Annotated in this window: 13 protein-coding genes; 9 read left to right on the forward strand and 4 right to left on the reverse strand. The window is 72.4% G+C overall.

Annotated elements, in window-relative coordinates; translation table 11 throughout:
- Positions 1 to 37: 37 nt before the first annotated feature.
- The 4 genes from QWU11_RS01655 to QWU11_RS01670 are packed head-to-tail and all read left to right on the forward strand — an operon-like array spanning position 38 to position 3,567.
- Complete coding sequence (locus QWU11_RS01655; RefSeq protein ID WP_290103145.1) at positions 38 to 952, forward strand: ABC transporter ATP-binding protein; 915 nt, start codon at positions 38 to 40, stop codon at positions 950 to 952.
- A 1-nt stretch (position 953) separates the two neighbouring features.
- On the forward strand, positions 954 to 1,688 hold the full coding sequence (locus tag QWU11_RS01660; protein ID WP_290103146.1) for an ABC transporter permease: 735 nt from the start codon (positions 954 to 956) through the stop codon (positions 1,686 to 1,688).
- Positions 1,685 to 2,956 carry a sensor histidine kinase gene (locus tag QWU11_RS01665; protein ID WP_290103331.1) on the forward strand — a complete coding sequence of 424 codons (1,272 nt, stop codon included), beginning with the start codon at positions 1,685 to 1,687 and terminating at the stop codon, positions 2,954 to 2,956. Before QWU11_RS01660 ends, QWU11_RS01665 begins: the two co-directional genes overlap by 4 nt.
- Positions 2,953 to 3,567, forward strand: coding sequence for a response regulator transcription factor (locus QWU11_RS01670; protein ID WP_290103147.1), 615 nt, complete (start codon positions 2,953 to 2,955; stop codon positions 3,565 to 3,567). The genes QWU11_RS01665 and QWU11_RS01670 overlap by 4 nt, the downstream gene beginning before the upstream one ends.
- A gap of 9 nt (positions 3,568 to 3,576) precedes the next feature.
- Here the strand turns inward: QWU11_RS01670 and QWU11_RS01675 are convergent, their stop codons facing one another.
- Positions 3,577 to 3,945, reverse strand: coding sequence for a VOC family protein (locus QWU11_RS01675; RefSeq protein WP_290103148.1), 369 nt, complete (start codon positions 3,943 to 3,945; stop codon positions 3,577 to 3,579).
- Positions 3,946 to 3,988: 43 nt separating this feature from the next.
- A complete protein-coding gene (locus QWU11_RS01680; protein ID WP_290103149.1) occupies positions 3,989 to 4,555 on the reverse strand; it encodes a TetR/AcrR family transcriptional regulator in 567 nt (188 codons plus the stop codon).
- 139 nt (positions 4,556 to 4,694) lie between these two features.
- Between QWU11_RS01680 and QWU11_RS01685 the strand changes: the two genes are divergently transcribed.
- Positions 4,695 to 6,104, forward strand: coding sequence for an MFS transporter (locus QWU11_RS01685; RefSeq protein ID WP_290103150.1), 1,410 nt, complete (start codon positions 4,695 to 4,697; stop codon positions 6,102 to 6,104).
- Here QWU11_RS01685 and QWU11_RS01690 read toward each other — a convergent pair.
- Positions 6,091 to 7,203: an SRPBCC family protein gene (locus tag QWU11_RS01690; protein ID WP_290103151.1), complete on the reverse strand. Its 1,113-nt coding sequence runs from the start codon at positions 7,201 to 7,203 to the stop codon at positions 6,091 to 6,093. The two genes, QWU11_RS01685 and QWU11_RS01690, sit on opposite strands and share 14 nt — an antisense overlap.
- A 32-nt stretch (positions 7,204 to 7,235) precedes the next feature.
- Between QWU11_RS01690 and QWU11_RS01695 the strand changes: the two genes are divergently transcribed.
- The gene (locus QWU11_RS01695) at positions 7,236 to 7,832 is read left to right on the forward strand and encodes a TetR family transcriptional regulator C-terminal domain-containing protein (protein ID WP_290103152.1); all 597 of its coding nucleotides are present in this window, start codon (positions 7,236 to 7,238) and stop codon (positions 7,830 to 7,832) included.
- A 2-nt stretch (positions 7,833 to 7,834) separates the two neighbouring features.
- On the opposite strand, the gene QWU11_RS01700 is transcribed toward QWU11_RS01695, so the two are convergent.
- Positions 7,835 to 9,406, reverse strand: coding sequence for an NAD(P)/FAD-dependent oxidoreductase (locus tag QWU11_RS01700; RefSeq protein ID WP_290103153.1), 1,572 nt, complete (start codon positions 9,404 to 9,406; stop codon positions 7,835 to 7,837).
- Between the two features lie 171 nt (positions 9,407 to 9,577).
- Here QWU11_RS01700 and QWU11_RS01705 point away from each other — a divergent pair, with 171 nt between their 5' ends.
- The 3 genes from QWU11_RS01705 to QWU11_RS01715 are packed head-to-tail and all read left to right on the forward strand — an operon-like array spanning position 9,578 to position 12,239.
- Positions 9,578 to 10,363: an ABC transporter permease gene (locus QWU11_RS01705; protein ID WP_290103154.1), complete on the forward strand. Its 786-nt coding sequence runs from the start codon at positions 9,578 to 9,580 to the stop codon at positions 10,361 to 10,363.
- The gene (locus QWU11_RS01710; RefSeq protein WP_290103155.1) at positions 10,363 to 11,229 is read left to right on the forward strand and encodes an ABC transporter permease; all 867 of its coding nucleotides are present in this window, start codon (positions 10,363 to 10,365) and stop codon (positions 11,227 to 11,229) included. The genes QWU11_RS01705 and QWU11_RS01710 overlap by 1 nt, the downstream gene beginning before the upstream one ends.
- On the forward strand, positions 11,226 to 12,239 hold the full coding sequence (locus tag QWU11_RS01715; RefSeq protein ID WP_290103156.1) for an MCE family protein: 1,014 nt from the start codon (positions 11,226 to 11,228) through the stop codon (positions 12,237 to 12,239). The genes QWU11_RS01710 and QWU11_RS01715 overlap by 4 nt, the downstream gene beginning before the upstream one ends.

The following is a 12,239-nucleotide window of genomic DNA, read 5'->3' on the forward strand; positions in this document are numbered from 1 at the left end:
ATCGTGACCGTACCCGGAGTAACCAGGGAGCGCGGTCATGACGGTCATCGAAGTTACCAACCTGCACAAACGTTACGGCGGAACGGTCGCCGTGGAGGACGTCTCGTTCAGCGTCGAGAAAGGCGAGATCTTCGGCGTCCTCGGCCCGAACGGCGCCGGCAAGACCACCACGGTGGAGTGCGTCGCGGGGCTGCGCGAACCCGGCGGCGGCACCGTCTCGGTGCTCGGCCTGGACCCTCGCCGCGATCGCGCCGAACTCACCCAGCGGGTCGGCGTGCAGCTCCAGCGGAGCGAGCTCCCGGAGAAGATGAAGGTCGCCGAGGCCCTCGCGCTCTACAGCTCCTTCTACCGCGAGCCCGCCGACTGGCGGCGGCTCATCGACGAGCTCGGCCTCGCCGACAAGGCGAACAGCCGGTTCGGCAAGCTGTCCGGCGGCCAGAAGCAGCGCGTGTCGATCGCGCTGGCCCTCGCCGGCAACCCGGAGATCGCGATCCTGGACGAGCTGACGACCGGTCTGGACCCGCAGGCGCGCCGCGACACGTGGCAGCTCATCGAGCAGGTACGCGCCAGCGGCGTGACGATCGTGCTGGTCACGCACTTCATGGAGGAGGCCGAGCGGCTCTGCGACCGGATCGCGGTGATCGACTCCGGCCGGGTCGCGGCGATCGACACGCCCGCCGGGCTCGTGTCGCGGGTCGACCCCGAGCAGCGGATCCGGTTCCGCCCCTCTCCGTCGCTGGACGACGGCCTCCTCAAGGAGCTGCCCGAGGTGCACACGGTGACCCGGTCCGGCGAGGTGCTCACGGTCACCGGGACCGACGGCCTGCTCCAGGCGGTCACCGCGACGCTCGCCCGCAACAACGTCATCGCCGCCGACCTGCGCGTCGAGCAGACCAGCCTCGACGACGCCTTCGTCGCCCTCACGGGCCGCACTCTGGACCAGGAGAACTGACATGCTCGCCAGGCTCACCTTCATGGAGCTCAAGCTCACCATGCGCGAGTTCGTCGTGCCGCTGTTCGTCCTGGTCCTGCCGGTCGCACTGCTGCTCGGCTTCGGGTTCCAGCCCGGCAGCCGGAAGGCGAACGCCGACCTCGGCGGCCAGACCGGCGCGGCGTACATCGCCGCGATCGGGGCCGGCATCGCCCTCGCCATCATCGGGCTGAGCGTGCTGCCCGCCACCCTCGCCGGGTACCGGGAGAAGGGCGTGCTGCGGCGCCTGGCCACCACGCCCGTACGGCCCGTGTACCTCCTCGCCGCCCAGCTCGTCCTGTACGCGGCCGGGGCGCTGTTCACGGTCGCGGTGCTGGTCGTCGCCGGCGACGTGCTGTTCGGCACGCCGGTCCCGAAGGACTTCCCGGCCTTCGTGGGCGCGCTGCTGCTCGGCATGGCCGCGATGTTCGCGATCGGGCTGCTCGTCGCGGCGGTGGCTCCGACGGGCAAGGCGGGTCAGGCGATCGGCATGGTCCTGTTCTTCCCGAGCCTGTTCCTGGGCGGCGTCTACATTCCCCGCGAGACGATGCCGTCGGTCCTGCGGAGCATCGGCGACTACTCTCCGCTGGGCGCGACGCTGAAGACGATGCGGGACGCCTGGATGGGAACGGAGCCGCGGGCGGCGCAAATGGCGATAATGGCCGCGTACGCTGCCACCGCCGGACTGGCCGCGACCAGGCTCTTCAGGTGGGAATGACCGTGACGCTGCCGCTGGGGACGACCGTGACGCTGCCGCTCAGCGGATGGGAACGACGCGAGGCCGTGATGCTTCGCGTCGTTCCGCACTGCGCGCTGGCCGTCTCGCTGGTGCTCGTGCTGCTGGACCGCGCGGGTTCGTTCGCGCACCTGCAGGCCATGGTGGGCCTCACGCTGGCGGCCTCGTCCTGGTCCCTGTTCATGAACGGCCTCGGCCCCGCCTGGACGCAGCGTCCCTCGGCCAGGGCGGTCTTCTTCGCCGGGTTCACGGCCCTGTCCGCGGCGCTGGTCTTCCTCAGCCCGCTCTACGGCTTCTTCGCGTGGAGCGGTTACCTCCAGGTGACGTCCCTGCCGGGCCGCTGGAAGTGGGCCGGAGTGATGTCCACCGCGGCGATCGTGTCCACCACCTACGTCGGCGGCGTCCAGAACGTCCGGGGCTCCGGAGCCGTCATCTTCGGCGTCTTCACGGCGGCGGGCATCGCCCTGGGCGGCGGGTTCCTGTTCTTCAACACCATGATCGGCCGGCAGAACGCCCGGCAGCGCGTGATGCTCGGCGACCTCGCCGAGACCAACGCCCAGCTCGAGGCGGCCCTGGCCGAGAACGCCGGCCTGCACGCCCAGCTGCTGGCCCAGGCCCGCGAGGCCGGCGTCCTGGACGAGCGCGCCCGCATGGCGCGGGAGATCCACGACACCCTTGCGCAAGGCTTCACCGGGATCGTCGCCCAGCTCGAGGCCGCCCGGCAGAACCCCGGCCAGTGGCGCCGGTTCGCCGACCAGGCGCAGGCGCTCGCGCGGGACAACCTCGCCGAGGCGCGGCGGTCCGTGGCGGCGCTGCGCCCCGGGCAGCTCGAGGGCGCGCACCTGCCCGAGGCGATCGCCGGGATGAGTGAGCGCTGGTCGCAGACCTCCGGCGTCGCGGTGGGCGTCGAGACGACCGGCGAGCCGAGGCCGCTGCTCGCCGACGTGGAGGTCGCGCTGTTCCGCGTCGCACAGGAGGCCCTCACCAACGTCGCCAAGCACGCCAAGGCCTCACGCGTCGGGCTGACCCTGTCGTACATGGAGGACGTCGTGCTGCTCGACGTACGCGACGACGGCATCGGTTTCGAGCCTCGTGACATCGATTTCGCGGGACAGAGCGGCTTCGGCCTGTCCTCGATGCGGCAGCGGCTGCTGCGCGTCGCCGGCAGCCTGGCCATCGAGAGCGGCCCCGGGGAGGGCACCGCCGTGAACGCGAGCGTCCCCGCCCTCCCGGCCGGAGGAGGAGCATGATCCGCCTACTCATCGTCGACGACCATCCGATCGTGCGCGACGGCCTGCGCGGCGTGTTCGCCGCCGAGCCGGACCTCACGGTGGTCGGCGAGGCGGCCGACGGCGCCGAGGCGGTACGCCGGGCCGCGTCGGCCGACGTGGTGCTGATGGACCTGCGCATGCCGGGCATGGGCGGGGTGGAGGCCATCAAGCGGCTGCGGGAGACGTGCCCGGAGGTGCGCGTGCTGGTGCTGACGACCTTCGACACCGACAGCGACGTGCTGCCCGCCATCGAGGCGGGCGCCACGGGTTACCTGCTGAAGGACGCGCCGCGCGACGAGCTGCTGCGGGCGGTCCGCTCGGCGTACCGGGGCGAGTCGGTGCTGTCGCCGGCGGTCGCGGGCCGCCTGATGGGCCGCGTACGACGGCCGGCCGACGCCTCGCTCAGCAAGCGCGAGCGCGAGGTCCTCGCCCTCGTCGCGGACGGCACGACCAACCGCGAGGCGGCCAAGCGGCTGTTCGTCAGCGAGGCGACCATCAAGACGCACCTGCTGCACATCTACGACAAGCTGGGCGTACGCGACCGCGCCGCCGCCGTCGGCGAGGCGTACAAACGCGGCCTGCTCTCCTGAAGCGCGGTCCTAGGAGCCGGAGGGCTCAGTGGGCTGCCACAGCTCGATCCGGTTGCCCTCGGGGTCGGTGACCCAGCCGAACCGGCCGACGCCGTCCATCTCCTGGACGTCATCGGCCACGTCCGCGCCCTTGGCGCGCAGCTGCGCGAGCATCGCGTCCAGGTCGCGGACGCGGAAGTTGAGCATGGTCTGCTGGGCGGGGGACCCGAAGTAGTCCGTTGCGGAGTCGAACGCGGCGAACACCGTCGGCCCGGCCTCCTGACTCCACAGGCCGTTCTCGTCGGCGTCGAGGCCCAGGCAGTCGCGGTACCACGCGTTCAGGGCCTTGGGGTCGGCGGCCCGCATGAAGTGTCCGCCGATTCCGAGCACACGTTCCATGCCGCAATCCAACCAGACGAGCGGGCCGGCCGTCACCGGCGGCTCAGTGCGGCGGGCGCAGGCCGTCGATCAGGTACGACAGGAGCCGGTCGGCGGTCTCCGGGGCGTGCTGGGTGGCCACCGAGAGGCCGTGGGTGAGGCGGAGCAGGTCCGTCACCGTGACCTCGGGGCGTACGTTGCCGGCCTCCTGGGCCGGGACCAGCACCGCGGCGGCCGCCCCGCGGATCTCGTCGTGGCAGCGGTCGAACAGGTCCGAGCGCACGTCGATGACCTCTTTCAGCGTCTGCATCAGCCCGCGCTTGCTCGTGGCGTACTCGGCGAACGCGCGCATCCAGGCCGCCAGCGCGTCGCCCGGCGGGCCCGTGCGGAGCAGCTCGTAGGCCTTGACGCACAGCTCGTCGACCTGGTCCTGGTAGACCGCGGCCTGCAACGCCAGCCGGGTGGGGAAGTGGCGGTACAGCGTGCCGATGCCGACCCCGGCGCGCCGGGCGATGTCCTCGAGCGGAGCCTCCGCGCCGTGCTCGAGGAACGCCTCCTTCGCCTCGCCGAGCAGCCGTTTGTAGTTACGGCGTGCGTCGGCGCGCATCGGGCGGTCCCCGGTGGTCGTCATCGCTCCTCCCGGGACGGTTGCGTACCGGAGGGTACCTCCGTATCGTAGCGGAGGAACCCTCCGGTTAGGTTCCGGGCGGCTCCGACAGCCACTTCGGGGGACGCCCGGCACTCTTCCAGCAACAAGGAGTCTATGACTCATGTCCCAGCAGACCATCCCCTCGCGGGGCGCGCCGGCCTCCGGCGCGCCGCCGCGACATACGCGTCATCCGGGGATCTCCCTGGCCGTCATCGTCGCGTGCCAGCTGATGGTCGTGCTCGACGCGACCGTCGTCTTCGTCGCCCTTCCCAAGATCCAGCAGAGCCTGCACTTCTCCGCGACCGGGCTGTCCTGGGTCAGCAACGCCTACTCGCTCACGTTCGGCGGCCTGCTCCTGCTCGGCGGCCGGGCCGGTGACATCCTCGGCCGCCGCCGGGTGTTCGCCACCGGCATCGCGATATTCACCCTCGCCTCGCTGCTCGGCGGGTTCGCCGGCTCCTCGGGCTGGCTGCTCGCGGCGCGGGCCGTCCAGGGGGTCGGGGCGGCGCTGGCCGCGCCCGCCGCGCTCGCCCTCATCGCGGTCAACTTCGCCGAGGGATCCGAACGGAACCGGGCCCTCAGCATCTTCTCCGCCACGTCCTCGGCCGGCGCGTCGGTCGGCCTGATCCTCGGCGGCGTGCTCACCGACTGGGCCTCCTGGCGCTGGGTCCTGTTCATCAACGTGCCGGTCGGAGCGGCGGTGCTGCTGCTGACGCCGGTGTTCTTGGCGGAGACCGAGCGGCACCGGGGCCGGCTCGACCTCGCCGGGGCGGCCACGTCCGTCACGGGCATGGTCGCGCTGGTGTACGCCTTCATCCGCGCGGCCGACGCGGGGTGGAGCGACCCGGTGACGCTGCTGGCGTTCGCCGCCGGGGTGGTCCTGCTCCTGGCGTTCGTGGCGGTCGAGTCGCGGGCGGAGCAGCCGGTCGTGCCGCTGCGGCTGTTCGCCGACCGGGCACGGTCCGGGTCCTACTTCGACATGCTGCTGCTCGCGGCGGCCATGTTCGGGATGTTCTTCTTCCTGGTCCAGTTCCTGCAGAACTCCCTCGGCTTCAGCCCGCTGAAGGCCGGGCTGGCGTTCCTGCCGATGACCGGGCTGCTGTTCGGCGTCGCGCGGCTGGCGCCCCGGCTCGTGCCGAGGTTCGGGACCCGGCGGATGATGCTGACCGGGCTGCCGCTGATCGTGGCCGGGATGCTGTGGCTGACGCGGCTGTCCGCCACCTCGGGGTACGCCTCGGGCGCGCTCGGGCCGATGCTGTTGTTCGGGCTGGGCGCCGGGATCGTCTTCCTTCCCCTCACCCTGACGATCCTGTCCGGGGTGCGGCGGGAGGACTCCGGGGCCGCCTCGGGCATGTTGCAGACCACGCAGCAGGTCGGCGGCGCGCTCGGGATGGCCGTCCTGGTCTCGGTGTTCGGCACGGCGAGCCGGCACGGGGGCGCGGTCCACGGCGTGAGCGTCGCGTTCGAGGTGGCGGCGGTCTTCGCGCTGGTGGCGCTGGCCGTGGCGGCCGTCTTCATCAGGCCCCGCTGACCGGAGGCTCGCCGCGGTAGGCGAGGGCGACCGTCCGCACCCACCGGTGCACGGCGTCCTCGCCCGGGGTGAAGGGGCCGGGCCGGAAGTGCGGCGAGGCCAGGCCGCGCTGCACCGACGCGCAGGCGGCCCAGTCCTGGCGGTTGGTCCGGTCCCAGAACTCCACGGCGTACCCCGCGTCGGTCACTCCCGCCGGGACGTACCAGGAGCACTCGATCCCGGTACGTCCCGGCGCGAGCGGCCGGAGCCGATGCGTCATGACGTAGTCCGGGTGCAGCGAGATGAGCAGGTCCGGGAGCAGCCCGAAGTAGTGCACGCGGCGGCGCTCGGCGCCCGGGATGAACGCTCCGCCGGACCGCCCGTCCAGCGACATCGTCTCGGCGTGCTCGCGCAGGTCCATCGAGCCGCCGACCCAGGCGCCCGGCAGCTCGTAGTTGTCGCCGCTGGACGGCGGCGAGACCGCGCACAGCTCCGGGTGGATGAGCGGGCAGTGGTAGCACTCGTGGTAGTTCTCGACGATCACCTTCCAGTTCGCCCGCACGTCGTACTCGTGCCGCGCCGCGAGCGTGAGCCGCTCCGGCGCGTACGGCCCGACCAGCGCGGTCAGCGCGCCCGCGTGGCCGGCGAACGGCGGCGCGTCGCCGGTGGCGTTGACGAACGCCCAGCCGTGCCAGACCGTCAGCGGCAGCGCGGGCAGGCCGAGCCCGCGGATCGCGGACCCGGGCGCGGCGCGCATGGTCCCGTCGAGCCGGTACGCCCACGCGTGGTACGGGCAGACGACCAGGTCACGCGCCGAGGTGCACCCCTCGGCCAGCAGCTCGTGGCCGCGGTGCCGGCAGGTGTTGGCGAACGCGCCCTCGGGCGTGAGCAGCACCGGTACGTCGCCGACGGTCACCGCGCGCTGGGTGACCCCGCCCGGCAGCAGCTCGTCGGCGCGGCCCAGGCAGCTCCACGTCCCGGCGAACAGGTGCCGCCGCTCCCAGGCGAGCACCTCTCCTGAGGTGTACGCGGTCGCGGGCAGCATCGTCGCCGCGCCGAACGGCCGCAGTGCCCCCTCCAGCTCGGCCTCGGTGAGCGGCGCGGGCGGCCAGGCCCTCATGCCGGGCGGCCGCGCCGGGATAGTGTCGGCGCGTGGCCCGGCTGACCGCCCCCGACCGGCGCGAGGAGATCCTGCGCGCCACGGTGGCGCAGATCGCCGAGCGGGGCGTGGCCGCGGTCCGGGTGGCCGACGTGGCCACCGCCCTCGGCGTCAGCACCGCGCTCGTCTTCTACCACTTCCGCTCCAAGGACCGGCTGGTCGCCGAGGCGTTCGGCTACGCGGCCCGGCGCGACCTCGACCGGCTGGCCGCGGTCGCCGCCTCCGGCGGCACGGCGCGGGACCGCCTGGTCCGCGCGCTGCGGCTGTACCACCCCAGCGGGTCCGCGGCGCCGGGCTGGCGGCTGTGGATCGACGGCTGGTCGGCCGCGCTGCGCGAGCCGGAGCTGCGCCGCGTCTGCCGGCGGCTCGACCTGCGCTGGCGCGACACGATCGCGGCGCTGATCGCGGAAGGGGTCGCGGCGGGGGAGTTCCGCTGCGCCGACCCCGAGGCCGCCGCGTGGCGCATCACGGCGCTGATCGACGGGCTCTCGGTCCAGACGACCGTGCACCGCGGCGTGCTCACCCGGAACCGGGCCGAGACCTGGGCCTACGACCAGGCCGCCCGCGAGCTCGGGCTCGCCGAACTCTGACCTCACCGGCGTCTCCGGCGGTCCTTGAGCACCTGGCGGATGACGTTGCGCCCGGGCACGCCGGTGACGCCGCCACCGCCGTGGGTCGCCGAGCCGGCCTGGTAGAGCCCCTCGATCGGGGTGCGCAGGTCCGCGTAGCCCGCCGCCGGCCGCGCGTGGAACATCTGGCCCGGCGTCAGCTCGCCGTGGAAGATGTTGCCGCCGATGAGGTTGTACTCGTGCTCCATGTCGTAGGGCCCGATCACCTGCCGGTGCAGCACCGAGGAGGTGAAGCCCGGCGCGACCGCCTCCATCCGGGCGACCACCCGGTCGGCGTAGGCCTCCAGCTCCGCCGCCGGCTGGGCGTCGTGCCAGGTGTGCGGCACCCACTGGGTGAACATCGAGACGATGTGGTGGCCCTCCGGCGCGAGCGAGTCGTCGAAGACGCTCGGGATGCACACGTCGGCGAACGGCAGCGCGGCGGCCCGGCCGGCCACCGCGTCCTGGAACGCGCCCTCGACGTCGTCCAGCGACTCGGCCAGCACGATCGTGCCGCCGTGCACCTCGGGGTCGAACCCGTCGATCCCGCGGAACTCCGGCAGCCGGTCCACGGCCAGGTTGATCTTGACGGTGCCGCTGCGGGTCTTCCAGCGCTCGATGTCGCGGACGAAGTCCTCCGGCAGGTCGCGCCGGTCCAGCAGCCGCAGGAACGAGATGGCCGGGTGCGCGGTCGTGATGACCGTACGGGCGGTCAGCTCCTCGCCGGACTCCATCGTGACGCCGGTGACGCGCCCGCCGGAGGTGCCGATGCGGGCCACCGGCGCGGACGTGCGGATCTCCGCGCCGAACTCCCGCGCCGCCGCGGCCAGGGCCTGGGTCACCCCGCCCATGCCGCCGCGCGGGAAGCCCCACGCGGTCTCGCCGACGTGGTGGTGCAGCATGACGTACGCGGTGCCGGCCGAGCGCGGGCCCGCCCACGTGCCGATCACCCCGGACACCGAGAGCACCCCGCGCATCGCGTCGGAGTCGAAGTGGTCCTCCACCAGGTCGGCGATGCTGTCGGTGAGGACGCGGGCGACGTCGACCGCCGAGCGGACGTTCACGCCGCGCAGCGAACGCAACAGCCGCGCCTGCCCGAGCAGGTCGGCGGGCCGGCGCGAGCCGAGCTTGGGCGGGATCTGCTCCAGCAGCGGGCCGAGGATGCGGCCGAGCTCGCCCATCGACGCGTCCCAGCGCTCGTACGCCGCGGCGTCCTTGGAGGAGAACCGCTCGATCTCCTCTCGCCGCCGTACGCGGTCCTCCGGCAGGCGCAGGTGCCCGCCGTCGGCGCGCGGCGCGAAGTAGGGGCCCTGCGGGTAGACGTGGTAGCCGTGGCGGTCGAGCCGCAGGTCGCGTACCAGGGCGGGCGGCAGCAGGCTGACCACGTACGACAGCGAGGTGACCGTGTAGCCGGGTCCGAACGGATGCTCGCTCACCGCCGCGCCGCCGACCACCTCACGCGCCTCGCAGACGCACACGCGCAAGCCGGCCTTCGCCAGGTAGGCGGCGGCCACCAGGCCGTTGTGCCCGCCTCCGATCACCACGATGTCGTACACGGGCGACCTCCTACTGATCCGTCGATCAGTAGTGATCGTCCCTCGCGAGGCCGGGGGTGGCAAGAGATCACTCGTGGCCGCCATCTGTACTGACGGACCGCCAATAAGCATTGGCGTGTTGCCAATATGTGGCTATTGTAACAAATGTCCATAGCTCGGGAGGTGGAGCCGGTGACCGCTGTGCAGATGCCCGTCCGCGTGCGCGGACTGCTCACCGAGGTCGGTGACCTGTTCGTGGTTGCGCTGGAGGGCCTGCGGCGAAGCTGGGCGGTCCGCTCCTGGTTCTGGGAGTACGTCGAGCAGTGCTGGTTCCTCGCGAAGGTGACGAGCCTGCCGGTCATCCTGGTCGCGCTCCCGCTCGGCGCGACCGTGGCGCTGCAGGTCGGGCAGCTCGCCGGCCAGCTCGGCGCCCAGTCGGCGACCGGGGGAGCGGTTGTCGTGGGCCTCGTACGGGAGATCGCGCCGATCGCGGCGGCGCTGATCATCGCCGGCGCCGGCGGCTCGGCGATGGCCGCGGACATGGGCGCCCGGCACATCCGGGACGAGCTGTCGGCCCTCGAGGTGATGGGCGTCAACCCCATCCACCGGCTCGTCACCCCGCGGCTCTGGGCGGCCGGCACGATCGGGACGCTGCTGGCCTCGCTGGTCATCCTCTCGGGAGCCGGCGGCGGGTTCGTGTTCAACGTCCTGCTGCAGGACGTCACCCCGGGGGCCTACTTCGACGGGGCGCTGTCGCTGCTGCAGACCTCCGACCTGCTGGTGACGCTGTTCAAGGCGTTCCTGTTCGGACTGATCGCCGCCAACGTGGCGTGCTACATGGGGATGACCTGCGCGGTCAGCCCGGTCGGCGTGGGCCGGGCCGTCAACCGGGCGATCGTGGTGACCTTCATGCTCGTCTTCACCCTCAACTACGTCATCACGACGATCTACTTCGTCGCGTACCCCCCGAGAGCCTGATGGCGACGCTCCCGGAGGCGCGCCGCCTCGCCACGCGTACGACCCTCGTGCTCGACCGGGTCCTCCCGCCGATGGGCGGCCTGGCGGACTGGCCGGTCTTCATCGGGAAGGTGCTGTTCTACAGCTTCCGCGACGTCATCCTGCGGCTGAAGTACGGCAAGACGGTGGTCCGCCACGTCAGCGACATCGTCGTCGGGGTCGGCGCCACGGTCGTCGGCGGCGGCATGATCTTCGTGGTCTTCGCGATGGCGTTCTTCGTGGGCACCGAGGTCGGCCTGCAGGGCTACACCGGGCTCCAGTCGATCGGCGCGCAGTCCTTCATGGGCGTGGTCGGCAGCTTCGCCAACGTCCGTGAGATCACCCCGGTCATCGCGGCCACCGCCCTGGCCGCCCAGTGCGGCTCGGCGTTCACCGCCGAGCTGGGCGCGATGCGCATCTCCGACGAGATCGACGCGCTGGAGGTGATGGGCATCAGCGCCTTCACCTACCTCATCTGCACGCGCGTCGTCGCGGCGCTCATCGCGCTCATCCCGCTGTACCTCATCGCGCTGTTCGCCAGCTTCTTCGCCACCCGGTGGATCAGCACGAGCTTCTTCGACCTCGCGCCGGGCGTCTACGACTACTACTTCCGGCTGTACCTCCCGACCATCGACCTGGTCTACAGCTGCGTGAAGGTGGCGATCTTCTCCTTCGCCGTCATCGTCATCCACTGCTACTACGGCTACTTCGCGACCGGCGGCCCGGCCGGGGTCGGGCGCGCCGCGGGCCGCGCCATCCGGCTCTCGATCGTCGTGATCGTCTCGCTGAACCTCCTGCTCTCCTACGTCTTCTGGGGCAGCGGCGGCACGGTGAGGCTGAGCGGATGAACCTCGAGATGTCGTGGCGGCGACGGCTGCTGGTGACGGCGGCGAGCGTGCTGCTCCTCGCGGCCGGCCTGTACGTCCTGGTCGCGAAGCCGTTCCGTACGGAGGGCCTGCGCGTGACCGGGTCGTTCGGCCGCGCCGGGCAGGGGCTGGACTCCTCCTCGCCGGTGAAGATCCGCGGTGTCACGGTCGGCACGGTGTCCTCGATCCGGCTGGACGACGACGGGCGGGTCACCGTCGCGCTGCGGCTGCGGCCGGGCGTACGGGTGCCCGGCTCGGCCACCGCCGCCATCGAACCGGCCTCGGCGTTCGGGCCCAAGTTCGTCGACCTCGTCCCCGGCGCCGGCGAGGCGCACGGCCCGTACCTCGCGGACGGCGGCCGCATCGCCCGTACGTCGGACCCGAAGGACCTGGCCGACCTGCTCGGCAGCGCGGACGCGACGGTCCGGGCGATCGACCCGGCCGACGTGTCCACGATCGTGCACACCCTGGCCGTCGGCCTGGACGGCCAGGGCACGCGCCTGCGCTCGACCATCGACCACACCGACGAGATCCTGCGGGTCGCGTACCGCAGGAGGAGCGAGGCCCGGGAGTTCCTCGGGGACGGTGCGGACCTGTCCGAGACGCTCGCCCGCTCGGCCGGCGACATCGTCGCGGTGAGCGGCGACACCAACGCGGTCATCGCCTCCCTCGCCGACGGCAGGGAGGGGCGGCTCGGCGACTTCGCCGACCAGATCGCGCAGGTGTCCGCGCTGCTGTCGCATGGTTTCGACAAGCGCGGCGACCAGCTCGGCGAGGCCTTCCGCACCGGTGAGCGGGCCACCTCCGTGATCTACTCCCAGCTCGGCCTGTACGGCGACGCCGTACGGTCGGCGAACCGGCTCCTGCCCGTCTACGGGGCGCTGACCAAGGTGCCCGGGCCGGGCGGGAAGCACTACGTCGCCGCGCAGGTCTTCCTGCCCAGCAACCCGTGCGAGCTGCTCATCGGGTTGTGCCCCGGCGGGGGAGGCTGA

The sequence above is a fragment of the Actinomadura sp. DC4 genome, assembly GCF_030406325.1.
GTDB lineage: Bacteria > Actinomycetota > Actinomycetes > Streptosporangiales > Streptosporangiaceae > Actinoallomurus.